This is a genomic window from Domibacillus indicus (genome assembly GCF_000970685.1).
GTDB classification, from domain to species: Bacteria; Bacillota; Bacilli; order Bacillales; family Domibacillaceae; genus Domibacillus; species Domibacillus indicus.
Window position 1 is genome coordinate 538,887 of the sequence record NZ_LAJB01000003.1, and the last position, 14,640, is coordinate 553,526.

The 14,640-nt window shown below is 45.6% G+C and carries 17 protein-coding genes; 1 reads left to right on the plus strand and 16 read right to left on the minus strand.

Annotated features, from left to right (window positions below):
• Window positions 1-142: 142 nt before the first annotated feature.
• On the plus strand, window positions 143-577 hold the full coding sequence (locus VP98_RS06855; protein ID WP_052712167.1) for a VanZ family protein: 435 nt from the start codon (window positions 143-145) through the stop codon (window positions 575-577).
• A 22-nt stretch (window positions 578-599) separates the two neighbouring features.
• Here the strand turns inward: VP98_RS06855 and spoIID are convergent, their stop codons facing one another.
• From spoIID to glyA, 16 genes are all read right to left on the minus strand, one after another.
• Window positions 600-1,535 carry a stage II sporulation protein D gene (spoIID, locus tag VP98_RS06860; protein ID WP_407919208.1) on the minus strand — a complete coding sequence of 312 codons (936 nt, stop codon included), beginning with the start codon at window positions 1,533-1,535 and terminating at the stop codon, window positions 600-602.
• A 114-nt stretch (window positions 1,536-1,649) separates the two neighbouring features.
• Complete coding sequence (murA, locus tag VP98_RS06865; RefSeq protein WP_046174578.1) at window positions 1,650-2,939, minus strand: UDP-N-acetylglucosamine 1-carboxyvinyltransferase; 1,290 nt, start codon at window positions 2,937-2,939, stop codon at window positions 1,650-1,652.
• A gap of 307 nt (window positions 2,940-3,246) precedes the next feature.
• Window positions 3,247-3,480: a DUF1146 family protein gene (locus tag VP98_RS06870; protein WP_046174579.1), complete on the minus strand. Its 234-nt coding sequence runs from the start codon at window positions 3,478-3,480 to the stop codon at window positions 3,247-3,249.
• A gap of 162 nt (window positions 3,481-3,642) precedes the next feature.
• Window positions 3,643-4,050: a F0F1 ATP synthase subunit epsilon gene (locus tag VP98_RS06875; protein ID WP_046174580.1), complete on the minus strand. Its 408-nt coding sequence runs from the start codon at window positions 4,048-4,050 to the stop codon at window positions 3,643-3,645.
• A 23-nt stretch (window positions 4,051-4,073) separates the two neighbouring features.
• The gene (gene atpD, locus VP98_RS06880; protein ID WP_046174581.1) at window positions 4,074-5,489 is read right to left on the minus strand and encodes a F0F1 ATP synthase subunit beta; all 1,416 of its coding nucleotides are present in this window, start codon (window positions 5,487-5,489) and stop codon (window positions 4,074-4,076) included.
• An 87-nt stretch (window positions 5,490-5,576) separates the two neighbouring features.
• Window positions 5,577-6,437 carry a F0F1 ATP synthase subunit gamma gene (locus VP98_RS06885; RefSeq protein ID WP_046174582.1) on the minus strand — a complete coding sequence of 287 codons (861 nt, stop codon included), beginning with the start codon at window positions 6,435-6,437 and terminating at the stop codon, window positions 5,577-5,579.
• A gap of 79 nt (window positions 6,438-6,516) precedes the next feature.
• Window positions 6,517-8,025: a F0F1 ATP synthase subunit alpha gene (gene atpA / locus VP98_RS06890; RefSeq protein ID WP_046174583.1), complete on the minus strand. Its 1,509-nt coding sequence runs from the start codon at window positions 8,023-8,025 to the stop codon at window positions 6,517-6,519.
• A gap of 48 nt (window positions 8,026-8,073) precedes the next feature.
• Window positions 8,074-8,616, minus strand: coding sequence for a F0F1 ATP synthase subunit delta (locus VP98_RS06895; RefSeq protein WP_046174584.1), 543 nt, complete (start codon window positions 8,614-8,616; stop codon window positions 8,074-8,076).
• Window positions 8,613-9,131 carry a F0F1 ATP synthase subunit B gene (gene atpF, locus VP98_RS06900; RefSeq protein WP_046174585.1) on the minus strand — a complete coding sequence of 173 codons (519 nt, stop codon included), beginning with the start codon at window positions 9,129-9,131 and terminating at the stop codon, window positions 8,613-8,615. The genes VP98_RS06895 and atpF overlap by 4 nt, the downstream gene beginning before the upstream one ends.
• Window positions 9,132-9,392: 261 nt before the next feature.
• Window positions 9,393-9,605 (minus strand): F0F1 ATP synthase subunit C, encoded by a 213-nt coding sequence (atpE, locus tag VP98_RS06905; protein WP_046174586.1) that lies wholly within the window; start codon window positions 9,603-9,605, stop codon window positions 9,393-9,395.
• Window positions 9,606-9,683: 78 nt separating this feature from the next.
• A complete protein-coding gene (gene atpB / locus VP98_RS06910) occupies window positions 9,684-10,406 on the minus strand; it encodes a F0F1 ATP synthase subunit A (RefSeq protein ID WP_046174587.1) in 723 nt (240 codons plus the stop codon).
• A 1-nt stretch (window position 10,407) separates the two neighbouring features.
• A complete protein-coding gene (locus tag VP98_RS06915; protein WP_046174588.1) occupies window positions 10,408-10,800 on the minus strand; it encodes an ATP synthase subunit I in 393 nt (130 codons plus the stop codon).
• 6 nt (window positions 10,801-10,806) lie between these two features.
• Window positions 10,807-11,031 carry an AtpZ/AtpI family protein gene (locus tag VP98_RS06920; protein ID WP_046174589.1) on the minus strand — a complete coding sequence of 75 codons (225 nt, stop codon included), beginning with the start codon at window positions 11,029-11,031 and terminating at the stop codon, window positions 10,807-10,809.
• A gap of 257 nt (window positions 11,032-11,288) precedes the next feature.
• A complete protein-coding gene (gene wecB / locus VP98_RS06925; protein ID WP_046174704.1) occupies window positions 11,289-12,437 on the minus strand; it encodes a non-hydrolyzing UDP-N-acetylglucosamine 2-epimerase in 1,149 nt (382 codons plus the stop codon).
• A gap of 19 nt (window positions 12,438-12,456) precedes the next feature.
• Window positions 12,457-13,086 carry a uracil phosphoribosyltransferase gene (gene upp, locus VP98_RS06930; RefSeq protein WP_046174590.1) on the minus strand — a complete coding sequence of 210 codons (630 nt, stop codon included), beginning with the start codon at window positions 13,084-13,086 and terminating at the stop codon, window positions 12,457-12,459.
• Window positions 13,087-13,347: 261 nt separating this feature from the next.
• Window positions 13,348-14,589, minus strand: coding sequence for a serine hydroxymethyltransferase (gene glyA, locus VP98_RS06935; RefSeq protein WP_046174591.1), 1,242 nt, complete (start codon window positions 14,587-14,589; stop codon window positions 13,348-13,350).
• Between the last annotated feature and the right edge of the window lie 51 nt (window positions 14,590-14,640).

Consider the following 14,640-nt stretch of genomic DNA (forward strand, 5'->3'; position numbering starts at 1 on the left):
CTCGAAAACCATTTTGGACAGGCAGATGTTTTTTTATACATCTATTCCAAAAAATTCCCCAAATCGTAAAAAAAACGCCACAATCAACGCTTTTCGCTGTTTACATAGATGGTAAAATCAAAGAGGATGGGGAGGTGTGGAAGTGAAGAAAGTAATTCGGTTTTTATCGATAGCAATGCCTGTTTTATACATGATGGCGATTTGGATCATGTCAGGACTTCCGCACGATACAATTATGGAGCTGCCGAATAATAAGGTGGATTTGTTTGTAAAGGAATCACTTCATCTTGTTGAATTTGCCATTTTATATGGATTGATTGTTCTCGCCTTTTTAACACACGGCAAATTAACGCCGCTTGTCAGCCTGGCTGCGGCTATGTTTGCTTCTGTATATGGGCTGGTCGATGAAATTCATCAAGTTTTTGTTCCCTATCGGTCTGCTGCGCTGATTGATGCCATTAAAGATGTAGCTGGCGTTACCGTTGCTTTTTTAGCTGTTAACTATATGTACTTTGAACGCAGATCACGTATTGGCCGCTGGATAGCTGGCTTAGGTGAATGGACACGTCCGCAGTAAGAGCGGACGTGCTTTTTCTTTTTTAACGGCTTAAAAATGCCTGGGCATCTGCAATCATCGTACCGGGATAATAATGAGCCGTGATATCCCGATAGTTTTTTCCCTCTTTTGCCATGCCGTTGGCACCGTATTGGCTCATGCCCACACCGTGTCCATATCCTTTCGTCTTAATAATAACATCCGCACCGCTTACTGTTATTTCAAAATCGGCAGAAGGCAGTCCAAGCGTTTCTCGTATCTCCCTTCCTGTAAATGACTTTTCGCCAATCACAAGTGACCCGACACGGCCTCCCGTTGTTTTTTTTACAATTGTGCCCGCAGAACCCGAGGCAGGCAGGGAGATATTTAACTTCTCCTCGACTTCCTGTTTGGGCAAAACAAGTTCCTGTTCAAAATTAGGTGCCGCAGCATCCCATGGACTGGCGACACTTTTTAAATATGGTTCTGCTGACTGCCAGTATTCTTCCGCATTTTCTGTTTGGCCGTTGCCCGATGAAAAAAAAGCAGCGGTAATAGGCTCGTCATTGTAAATAAGGACTTCTCCTTCGGTTTCACGGGCGGCCGCTTCAATTTTTTCTTTGTTTTCTTTGTAATCCGATCCCCACATTTTTTTCTGGTCTTCCTCATCTTTAAACACTTGATCGTCTACCGTGTCTGTTACATCGAGTCCTTTTAATGTTTGTGTTAAGATAAACGTCCGCGCGGCAACAGCCTGTGCTTTTAATGCTTCTTTTTCAAAAGAACCCGGCATTTCTGCTGATACCACCCCTGCCACATACTCTTCAAGCGGAACAGATTCTGTTTTTTGTGTACCTGACCGGACTACATCAACGGTCGGTTCCTCATCTGCAGGAGGGCGTGTCGTTTGTTGCTCTGTAAGCCATAAGCCAGCGGCGGGGACGACAATTGCAGCAATCAAAATAAAGAAAAAGGCAGACAGCGGCTTTTTCAATAAAATTCCCTCCTTGCTGTATAAAAAGAGATATGCATGACTATACTGAATATGACCAAACATAAAAAAACCGCCTGCATAAACAGACGGCCTTTTTGTAAAAATAAGATAAAAATAAATTCAGCTTTTCACCGTTACTGGCGTTTCCGCTTCTTCTGTTACACGTTCAATGTCTGCACCGAGCGCTGCAAGCTTGCCATGGAAATTAACGTAACCGCGGTCAAGATGCTTTAGCTCTGTAACACGTGTGTAGCCGTCTGCCACAAGTCCGGCTATAATAAGTGCTGCTGCAGCCCGCAAATCCGTAGCTGCCACTTCTGCACCCTGCAGGTCAGACGGACCGTCAATAATAACTGAACGGCCTTCGATTTTTGCGTTAGCATTCATGCGGCGGAATTCTTCCACATGCATAAAACGGTTTTCAAAAACAGTTTCAGTAATAACACCCGTCCCTTCCGCCTTTAACATGAGCGCCATCATTTGGGACTGCATATCTGTCGGGAAGCCCGGATGCGGCATTGTTTTAATATCGACTGATTTTAATTTTTCAGGTCCGATTACACGAATGCCATTTTTTTCTTCTGTAACCTTAACGCCCATTTCCCGCATTTTAGCAATTAACGAGGACATGTGTTCTGCCACTGCGCCCTCGACAAGCACATTGCCGCCTGTAATAGCAGCTGCTGTCATAAATGTTCCTGCCTCAATACGATCCGGGATAATGGCATGATCGGCACCTGTCAGAACATCAACACCTTCAATTCGAATCGTTTCTGTTCCAGCGCCGATTACCTTGCCTCCCATTTTATTAATAAGATTAGCAAGATCAACAATCTCCGGCTCTTTTGCTGCGTTTTCAAGAATGGTTGTGCCTTCCGCCAATGCAGCTGCTGTCATAATGTTCTCAGTCGCACCTACACTTGGGAAGTCCAGATAAATCTTTGCGCCTTTTAATCGGCCATCTGTTTCTGCATCGATAAAACCATTTTCAACGCGTACGCGGGCACCCATTGCTTCAAATCCTTTTAAATGCTGGTCAATGGGACGTGAGCCAATTGCACATCCGCCCGGTAATGCCACACGGGCTTTGCCATTGCGTGCCAAAAGTGCACCCATAACCAAAACAGAGGCGCGCATTTTACGAACGTATTCAAATGGTGCTTCGATTGAAAGTTCTTTTGTTGCATCAACTGTTACCGTGTTTTTTTCAAATGTCACTTCACAATTTAAATGGCGCAGTACTTCATTAATTGTATATACGTCAGATAAAGTAGGTACGTCACGAATGACACACTTACCTTCTCCCGCTAGCATGGTCGCTGCGATTACCGGCAGCACCGAATTTTTTGCGCCTTCAACTTTGACGGTCCCGTTCAATTGACGGCCGCCGCGGACGATAATTTTGTCCAAACTGTTCCCCTCCGCGTCCTTTTCTATTATACATATTCAAATCAGTGGACTGATGTTCCAGCCCGGTCCAATGTCTTTTACAAACTTCGACAAAACTTCTTAAAGTTTACCATCCAAATTGCGTATTTCACAAGTGAAATTAAGCACAAATTGTAGAGACTTTGTGAAATTATTCAAAAAAAACACTCTTTTTTGTTTTCCCATCTAAAAGGGCAACAAACCTAAATTGAATATTTTTTCACAATTGCCTTCATCCAATTTATATGATTTTACGAGAAAAGGCAAGTATCTCACCGGACGCTGAAAATTAAAATAGAAGAGGAAGCTGGCGGGCCCACTGCATATAGTTTAAAAAAAAGCTGCTTACTGCTGATCCGATTACAATGGAGAGCAGTAAATAAAGCATACGGGCCCGGGCAACCTGGTTTTTGCGAAAAAGCTGATCAAGCCGAAGTGACTGTAAAGCCCAAAACGACAGGCCAATGCAGAAAAGACTGAGAATCATGCTGATCAATGCTTCCTGTCCGAATGACTCAATCATGCGACTTCTCCTTTTTAATAGTGTAGTTGGATTTAATGAAACTTTAGCAGCTCTATTGAATTCTATTCTAAAACGATTTCTTTCGTGATTATGGAAGACGTCTGCCGCAGCACCAAACAGGAAAAAGCTGCCCGTTAATTTTAGCGAACGGACAGCTTTTCATTATAGCTTGCCTTGATGTACATTAAGGCGGTTGGTAGCGCGCCTCAATGCTAGTTCAGCGCGTTTAAAATCAATGTTATCCTGTTTATTCTGCAATCGCTGCTCAGCTCGCCGCTGGGCTTCTGTTGCACGGGAAACATCAATGTTTTCCGCTCTTTCAGCAGCTTGCGCTAATATCGTTACCTGATCCGGACGAACTTCGAGAAAGCCGCCGCTGATAGCGACCAATTCGGATTGCTTGCCGCCTGTAACTAACCGGACTGCGCCGATTTGTAAGGGAGCGACCATCGGAACGTGGCCGGCCATGATGCCGAGCTCACCGCTTTGTGCTTTTGCACTAACAAGTTCCACGTTTGTGTCGATGACCGGGCCGTCAGGAGTGACGATATTGACGTTAAGTGTCTTCATAGTTAAACCTCCTGATCCCTATATTAGACGTTTGCACCCATTTCCTGAGCTTTTGCTACTACTTCTTCAATGCCGCCGACAAGACGGAAAGCATCTTCAGGAAGGTTATCGTGTTTGCCATCCAGGATTTCACGGAAGCCGCGAACTGTATCTTGAACTGGGACATAAGAACCTTTCTGACCTGTAAACTGCTCCGCCACGTGGAAGTTTTGTGAAAGGAAGAATTGAATGCGGCGCGCACGGGCAACCGTTAATTTATCGTCCTCTGAAAGCTCATCCATACCAAGGATTGCAATGATATCCTGAAGCTCTCTGTAACGCTGCAGTGTTTGCTGTACAGCACGAGCTACTGAGTAATGCTCCTCTCCCACAATTTCCGGCGACAGCGCGCGCGATGTGGAAGCAAGCGGGTCTACCGCAGGGTAAATACCCATCTCAGAAAGTTTACGCTCAAGGTTTGTTGTTGCATCCAGGTGAGCGAATGTTGTTGCCGGAGCCGGATCCGTGTAGTCATCGGCCGGGACATAAATCGCCTGGATTGATGTAACAGAACCTACATTAGTAGAAGTAATACGCTCCTGAAGCTGGCCCATTTCTGTTGCCAGTGTCGGCTGGTAGCCTACCGCTGACGGAAGGCGTCCAAGAAGGGCAGATACTTCAGATCCCGCTTGAGTAAAGCGGAAGATGTTATCGATAAAGAACAGTACGTCCTGTCCTTGCTCATCGCGGAAATACTCAGCCATTGTCAAACCTGTCAGGGCAACACGCATACGCGCACCAGGAGGCTCATTCATCTGGCCAAATACCATCGCTGTTTTCGCGATAACGCCTGAATCGCTCATCTCGTGGAAAAGGTCATTTCCTTCACGAGTACGCTCACCAACACCGGCGAATACGGAGATACCGCCATGTTCCTGCGCGATATTGTTGATCAATTCCTGAATCAAAACGGTTTTCCCTACGCCGGCACCGCCGAAAAGGCCGATTTTACCACCTTTAATGTACGGGGCAAGAAGGTCAACAACTTTAATTCCTGTTTCCAAAATTTCAACTTCTGTTGAAAGCTGGTCAAATGTAGGGGCCTGGCGGTGAATAGCATCACGGCGGACTCCTGCTTCAATTGATTTCTCATCAATTGGTTCACCAAGCACGTTGAATACACGTCCAAGCGTAACATCCCCAACCGGCACTGAAATAGCTTTTCCTGTATCAATTACTTCCTGGTTACGCTGAAGGCCATCTGTTGATGCCATCGCGATCGCACGGACAGAGTCATCACCAAGGTGCGTGGCAACTTCGAGCGTAAGTTCAGTTGCTTTGCTGCCGGCTTCTGAACCGATTTGAACTTTCAAGGCGTTATAAATGGCAGGAAGCTGGCCGTTTTCAAACTTTACATCAACGACCGGACCCATAACCTGAAGAACGTGTCCTTTGTTCATCTTTTTCCCTCCTGTTTTGTTCATTTACATCAATTTATTTCTCTTTAAAAACATCTTAACGGGACAAAGTTACCCCGGCTAATCGCTTTATTCTAAAGCTGCGGCCCCACCGACAATTTCTGTGATTTCCTGCGTAATTGCGGCCTGGCGCGCACGGTTGTATTGCAGTGTCAAATTACGGATAAGCTCTTTTGCGTTGTCCGTTGCATTTTGCATAGCCGTCATCCGTGCTGCGTGCTCACTTGCTTTACCATCAAGAAGTGCTCCATAAATTAAGCTTTCCGCATATTGAGGAAGCAATACTTCAAGAATCTCTTCTGCGGAAGGTTCGAATTCATAAGAAGACAGACGGCCTCCTGTTGACTCAATTTCCGTTAAAGGCAATACTTTCTTTACGGTCACGTCCTGTTGAATCGCATTAACAAAGTGACTGTAGTACATGTAAAGCTCATCATAAACGCCTTCTGAGAAAAGATCGACCGTTTTGCGGACGATTTCTTTTACATCGGCAAAAGACGGCTGATCTGGAAGGCCTGTGACACTTTCGATGGCTTCGATGCCGCGTGCACGGAAGAAATCCCGCCCAACGCGCCCAAGCGCAATGACCACGTACTCGTCTTTTGATGTATGGCGTTCCTGTATTTTTTTATAAACAGAACGTAAAATACTGCTGTTATAAGCTCCCGCCAAACCGCGGTCCGATGTAATAACAAGGTACCCGGTTTTTTTAACGGGGCGGGAGACCAGCATCGGATGTGTTACATCTTTGCTGCCGAGCGCGATTGACGCAACAACTTCCTGAATTTTATTCATATACGGAACAAATGACTTTGCATTTGTTTCTGCACGGTTCAATTTAGAAGCAGATACCATTTGCATGGCTTTCGTAATCTGACTCGTTTTTTTCGTCGATGTAATACGTGTTTGTATATCGCGTAACGATGCCACTTTCTCTCACCACCCTTTTTGTGTTTGATGACGCAGACAGGGCGGACGTCCGGTAGACGGTACCGCCCTTCTTCTGCTTTTATTCGGATTTCACAAACGATTTTTTGAACTCGTTGATAGCTGCTTTCAATTCATCATCAGACGGAAGTTCTTTCGTTGTGCGAATATGATCGTACACATTTGTGTGGTTTTTATCGAGCCAGTGTAACAGTTCATCTTCAAAGCGGGTAATATCCGAAACCGGAATATCATCAAGATAGCCGCGTGTTAATGCATAAAGAATAACAACCTGGCGCTCAACTTTAAGCGGTTTGTTCAAATCCTGCTTTAATACTTCAACTGTGCGGGCACCGCGGTTTAATTTTGATTGTGTAATCGCATCAAGGTCTGAACCGAATTGTGCAAAGGCTTCAAGCTCACGATAAGCGGCAAGGTCCAGACGAAGTGTACCTGCTACCTTTTTCATCGCTTTAATTTGTGCAGAACCACCAACACGTGATACAGAAAGACCTGCATTGATTGCCGGACGAACACCGGAGAAGAACAAGTCAGACTGCAGGAAGATTTGTCCGTCTGTGATAGAGATAACGTTCGTCGGAATGTAAGCAGAAATATCTCCCGCCTGTGTTTCAACGAATGGAAGGGCTGTAATCGAACCAGCGCCAAGTTCGTCATTCAACTTCGCTGCACGCTCAAGCAGGCGTGAATGCAAGTAGAATACGTCACCAGGATATGCCTCGCGGCCTGGAGGACGGCGAAGAAGAAGAGAAAGCTCGCGGTACGCAGCCGCTTGTTTTGAAAGATCATCGTATACGATCAAAACGTGCTTGCCGTTAAACATAAACTCTTCTGCCATTGAAACACCTGTGTAAGGTGCAAGGTATAGCATTGGAGCCGGTGAAGACGCTGACGCCGTTACAACGATTGTGTAATCAAGTGCCCCATGTTTGCGAAGAGTTTCTACCGCATTACGAACGGTTGATTCTTTTTGGCCAATCGCAACATAGATACAAATCATATCCTGGTCACGCTGGTTCAAGATTGTATCAATTGCAACCGTTGTTTTACCTGTTTGACGGTCACCGATAATTAATTCACGCTGTCCGCGGCCGATCGGCACAAGGGCGTCAATCGCTTTAATACCTGTTTGAAGCGGTTCATGAACCGACTTACGGGCCATAACGCCTGTTGCCGGGCTTTCAATTGGACGTGTTTTTGTTGTATGAATTGGACCAAGACCATCGACTGGCTGACCGAGTGAGTTAACAACGCGGCCGATTAGCTCTTCACCAACCGGCACCTCCATGATACGGCCTGTGCGGCGTACCTCGTCTCCTTCTTTGATCTCCGTATAAGGACCAAGAATGATAATACCTACGTTGTTTTCTTCCAGGTTTTGAGCCATACCCATTACACCGTTAGAGAATTCAAGGAGTTCTCCCGCCATAACGTTGTCGAGGCCATGAGCACGTGCGATACCGTCCCCAACCTGGATGACAGTGCCGACGTCGCTAACTGTAATATCGGACTGGAAGTTTTCAATTTGCTTTTTTATCAGCGCACTGATTTCTTCAGCTTTGATGCTCATGCATGTCACCCCTCATTTTCTTTAAGAAGCCTGCTGCTTCTTTCAAATTTATAAATTCGTCGTTAATTGTTTTTCAAGACGGTTTAGTTTGCCGCGTAAAGTACCGTCAAAGATACGGTTTCCAATTCGGACTTTCAAGCCGCCTAAAAGATTTGGATCTACAATATTTTCGATGTTTAACGTCTGCTTGCCGACTTTACGGGAAAACGTGTGTGATACACTCGCCTCTTCCTCTTCCGTCAGTGGACGTGTAGAAAAAACAACAGCCTCGGCAATGCCGCGCTCTTCATTGGCAAGATGGATAAATTCCTCGCATACCGCTGAAATCTCATTGGCACGCCGGCGCTCTACAAGCAGCTTTAATAAGTTTGAAACCGTTACGGATGCATGGGCAGTCAGTGTATTCACAAGTGCCTGCTTATCTGCTAACGATAAGCTTGGCGCTTCCAATACTTTTGAGATTTCGCTGTCTCCATCGATAACCTCTTTAACAATGCGAATTTCCTGATCATACTTTGCAACCTGATTATGTTCTTGTGCCAGTTCGAAAAGCGCAATCGCGTAGCGTTTTGCCGCTCCGGATTTACTCATCGCTCTTCCCCTGCCTCTTTAATATACTGATTAATTAACTTTTCCTGATCCGCAGCTGAAAGATCTTTTTCAATCACTTTTGATGCGATCATTACAGATAAAGCAGCAACTTGTTCACGCAGTGAGTTCATTGCGCTGTCACGCTCCTGGGCGATTTCAAGCTTCGCCGCTTCTTTTAAGCGTTCAGATTCCGCGCGGGCTGCCGCGAGGATTTCCGCTTTTTGCTCTTCACCAATTTTCTTGGCATTCTCAACTGTATGTTGTGCTTCAAGGCGGGCTGCTTTTGCTTCCGCACGTGTTTGCTCTAATAATTGATTCGCTTCGACACGGCTTTTTTCAGCCGATTCGATTTCAGAGGCAATATGCTCTTCACGCTGCTGCATAATGCCCATTAATGGAGCCCATGCAAACTTTCTCAGCAATGCGAGCAGGATAATAAACATTACTAACTGGAACAAGATATCGCCGCCATTAAAGCCAGCTCCCGCCCCAAGTACGTATGTGTTTGTCGTCACGATCCTTTCACTCCCTTCAAGAGGTTCGTGTTCTTTCCTATTATAGAGAAAAAACATTTTGAATAAACGGTTATTGCGTTTTGCACATAAAGGAATGGCGAAGGCTCGCATGAGAATGTGATCTTCGCCAAAAGATATTTCTATGTCCAGCTGCGGGCGTTAGAGGCCCGGTCATAAGTCAGCCAGGCTGCATGGCACAAAACGCCATTCCGCCTGTCCGTCTTATGCCTGCCGCCTCTGAACGAACGCCCTCCGCTTTTCTTATTGACCTTGTACCATGAACGCGATTACTACCGCGATGATAGGAATCGCCTCTACTAGTGCTACCCCGATAAACATTGTTGTTTGAAGCATACCGCGTGCTTCTGGCTGACGAGCCATACCTTCAACTGTTTTTGATACGATTAGACCGTTACCTACACCGGCACCAATGGCCGCTAAACCAATTGCAATTGCTGCTGCTAAAAGACCCATGTTAATTTTTCCTCCTTATTTTTAAAAACATGATTTACTGAAAAAATGTTTGTCCAATGGCTGAACAGGTAAATTATATTAATGGTCATGGCTCACTTTATGTGAGATATAAACCATCGTTAACATAACAAAGATAAATGCCTGAATGGCACCAACGAAAACTGAGAAGCCCATCCATGCAAGTGTCGGAAGGACAGCTGCAAGATGTCCGCCAACACCCGTAGCAAGTGATCCTGCAAGCAGTGAAAGCAGGATTTCACCGGCAAAGATATTTCCATAAAGCCGGAGGCCGAGTGTAAGCGTATTGGCAAATTCCTCGATAATTTTCAGCGGGAACATAAACCACATTGGGCGGAAATAATCTTTTCCGTATTCGGCAAAACCTTTCATGCGAACTCCATAGTAATGAGACAAGCCCACTACCATAACAGCAAGCGTGAGTGTGACAACCGGATCGGCTGTCGGTGATTTCCACCATAAATAATCGTCATAAACAATCGCGAACGGAAGCCCGAGCATATTAGATACAAAAACATACATAATCAGTGTGATTCCAAGAACATGAAATCGCCCGCCTGTCTTCCAGTCCATATTGCTTTTAACAATCCCTTTAACAAAGTCCATGATCCATTCAAAGAAGTTCTGCATTCCTGTTGGCTTCAGTGCAAGCTTTCTTGTGGCCAGCACGGCAATCAGAAATACAATCACACTGGCTACTGTAATCATCAGCATATTTGCCAGGTTGAACGTCAATGTGATCCCAAATAAATCGAGATCATGTAATGGAGCTTTATGATCCAAATTATTTCACCTCTTTCCCGTTCTTGCGTTTTATAAAATGTTGGATTCCAAAATCTATCATAATCACTGCATAAGCAGTCATTAATCCAATAACGGTGCTGATCAAATGAAATTGATCCGGGTTTCGGAGAGCGATCATGGCTGCAAGAGCGGCAGAACCCATCCGTAAGACGGTGCCGAGAGAAGGAGTTTTCCGTCCATCTTCTACTGCTTTTCGGAATCGGTCTATCCTTCTGCCAATGATCCAGTGGTTATAAAGACTGAGCACTGTTCCAAGAATCAAGCCGGCGTAAACCTCCTGTGCGGATGTAAATCCCCAGCCGAGTACAAAGATGGCAAGCAGATAAATCAAATATTTTCGCTGTCGTTTAATGGAATGCTGGAGTTCGGGCATAGAATGCTAGTCTCCTGAATTGAAATGTTGAATTGTCCGCACCATGGCGTATACTCCTGCCGAGAGTCCTCCCAGCAGTCCGATGATTAAAAAAAGAGGCACTGTATCGAAATGATTGTCAAGCCACAAGCCTGCAAAAATACCGGCAATCATCGAGCCGGCGAGCTGAGCAAGAATCGCACTGTAAAGCGCCATTGCCCTAAAGGCACCGTTATTCTGATTCCGGTTCATTCACACACCTCAATCGCATGCTTGACAACATAAAAAACAGCGGCAAAAAAACGGTTACACTATGTATAAAACCCATTCTCCTTACCCTTTGTTAGCATACAATAGCCGTTTTTCAATGTCAATGTGTTGCGGGCGAAAACCTCAGTGCCTGACACGGATATTTCACAAAATGCTCATACTTTTTTCGTTTTTTCCGAACAATTCTTTTAAAAAGGAAAAAGGTCGTCCGCTGTTATGGGACGACCGGCTTCTACTACTTAGTTTACCTCAAAGCGATCCGGCTTGTTTGCGGCTGCTTTGAAATAATAGCGGATCGCATCGCAAATGCGCCGCGACGCTTCACCGTCTCCATAGGGATTCGATGCTTTTGACATTTTCTCGTAAGCCGCATCATCTGTTAAGAGTTCTGAGGCGAGCGAGTAAATGGTTTCTTCATCGGTGCCGGCAAGCTTTAATGTTCCTGCCTCGATTCCTTCAGGACGCTCTGTTGTATCCCGCAAAACAAGAACCGGCACACCAAGTGACGGGGCTTCTTCCTGTACACCGCCGGAATCCGTCAAGATAATGTGGGCCCGCTCCGCAAAGTTATGGAAATCAATAACATCGAGCGGTTCAATCAAGTGGATGCGCGGATCATTGCCAAGGATCGAATCAGCTGTTTCCCGGACCACCGGATTTAAATGAACCGGGTAAACAACCTGAATGCCTTTATGATCCTCAACAAGACGCTTAATAGCGCGGAACATATTTTTCATTGGCTCCCCGAGATTTTCGCGGCGGTGGGCAGTCATTAACACAAGACGGTCATTCCCTAGCTTTTCAAGAACTTCATGTGTGTACTCTTCTTTTACTGTTGTTTTAAGTGCATCAATTGCCGTATTTCCTGTAACAAAAATGGAATCTTCTTTTTTGTTTTCCTTTAAAAGATTTCGCTCAGACTGCGCTGTAGGAGAAAAATGAAGATCAGCCATGACACCTGTCAGCTGGCGGTTCATTTCTTCCGGAAACGGCGAGTACTTATTCCATGTGCGAAGACCGGCTTCCACATGCCCGACCGCAATTTGATTATAAAACGCGGCAAGGCCCGCCACAAATGTTGTTGTTGTGTCACCGTGAACGAGGACGATATCCGGCTTGACTTCTTTCATTACTTTATCAAGGCCTTCAAGCCCGCGCGTAGTGACATCAATCAATGTCTGGCGGTCCTTCATAATATTTAAATCATAGTCGGGTGCAATATTAAAAATGTTCAGCACCTGGTCAAGCATTTGGCGGTGCTGTGCGGTTACGGTTACGATTGCTTCAAATTCTGCCGGGCGTTTTTTTAATTCCAAAACGAGCGGCGCCATTTTAATCGCTTCCGGCCGTGTACCGAAAATCGTCATTACTTTAATCGGGCGATCCATTTTTTCCACCTGCTTTTCTTTATTTTGTTCCAAATAACCGGTCGCCGGCATCGCCAAGCCCCGGTACAATATAGCCTTTTTCATTTAGTTTTTCATCTAAAGACGCAATATAAATATCCACATCGGGATGCGCTTCTTTTAATAAGTCCACGCCTTCAGGAGCCGCAATCAGACACATAAATTTAATATGTTTGGCACCGCGTTTTTTCAAGGAATGAATGGCTTCGATCGCCGAACCGCCTGTAGCGAGCATCGGGTCCACAACAATAAAGTCGCGGTCTTCTACATCAGTCGGCAGCTTCACGTAGTATTCAACCGGCTGAAGCGTTTCCGGATCCCGGTACAGGCCGACATGTCCTACTTTTGCCGCCGGGATCAGCTTGAGGACGCCATCCACCATTCCGATACCCGCGCGCAAAATCGGAACGATCCCCAATTTTTTGCCGGCCAGCACTTTCGCTTTTGCATCACATACCGGTGTCTGAACCGTTACCTCTTCAAGGGGCAGATCACGTGTAATTTCAAATGCCATAAGTGTGGCTACTTCATCTGTTAACTCACGAAAGTCTTTCGTGCCCGTGTTTTTATCCCGGATCATTGTCAGCTTATGCTGGATAAGCGGATGATCGAATACGTAAACTTTTCCCATTATATTCACTCCTTATTTAACGATCATACAAAATCAATCCTATTTTACTTGAAAAGAGAGTGATGGGCAACAAACTGAGAAATCCCCCTTTCCATTTGGGCAGTAGAGCTCTAAGAGAGTTTTCTCACTAAAGCTCTTGCTCAGTTCCCATAAAAAGCGCAGCAGCACTTTATGTCTTTATGTAAACAATTCTATTCCCCGGGAAATTACACGAGGAGCCGCTAAAATAAAAACTGCCGGCGCTAAGGCCGGCAGTTTGGATTATACTTCCTGATATAAAGCGTATTTAGAGGTTAAAGCCACAACGCGCTCTGCCGCTTCTTTCAATACTGCTTCATCCTCGTGGTTTTTCAATGTTTTCGCAATAATGGACGCTACTTCATCCATTGCGGCAAGATCAAATCCGCGTGATGTTACCGCTGCTGTACCGATACGGATACCGCTTGTAACAAATGGGCTTTCCGGATCGTAAGGAATCGTATTTTTGTTAACGGTAATGCCGACCTCATCCAGTACGGCTTCGGCTACTTTTCCTGTTAAGCCAAGCGAGCGAAGATCGATCAAAAGAAGGTGGTTATCTGTTCCGCCTGAAACGATATCAATCCCTTCGTTTTTCAAGCCTTCAGCCAAACGGCTTGCATTGTCGATGATGTTTTGTGCATATGTTTTAAAATCATCCTGCAGTGCTTCACCGAACGCAACCGCTTTTGCTGCGATAACATGCATTAACGGACCGCCCTGGATTCCAGGGAAAATAGCTTTATCAAGCTTTTTGCCAAACTCTTCTGTTGACAAAATCATACCGCCGCGCGGGCCGCGGAGCGTTTTATGCGTTGTCGTTGTGACAAAATGCGCGTAAGGAACCGGGTTTTGATGAAGGCCTGCTGCAACAAGTCCGGCGATATGCGCCATGTCTACCATCAAGTAAGCGCCCACTTCATCAGCGATTTCACGGAATTTGGCAAAGTCGATTGCACGCGGGTAAGCACTCGCACCAGCTACAATCAGCTTCGGCTTATGCTCAAGCGCTTTTTGACGAACATCTTCATAGTCGATAACCTGCTCGTCTTTTGTTACTCCGTACTCAACAAAGTTATACTGAACGCCGCTGAAGTTTACCGGGCTTCCGTGTGTTAAATGGCCGCCGTGAGATAAATTCATGCCAAGAACCGTATCGCCGGTTTCTAATACTGTGAAGTAAACACCCATGTTTGCCTGTGCACCCGAGTGCGGCTGAACGTTTACGTATTCTGCACCGAATAGCTGCTTCGCGCGGTCACGCGCCAGGTCTTCCACCACGTCAACATGCTCACAGCCGCCGTAGTAACGCTTGCCAGGGTAACCTTCTGCGTACTTGTTCGTTAAAACTGAACCCTGCGCTTCCATTACTGCTTCTGAGACGAAGTTCTCTGATGCAATCAGTTCAATTTTCGTCTGCTGGCGCTTCAGCTCATCTTCAATTGCTGCAAATACAGCCGGATCTTGCGCTTGAATTTTACTCATCGTTGTTCCCCTTCCCGATCTATAAAATAATGTGTAGCAATAGTCGTTAAA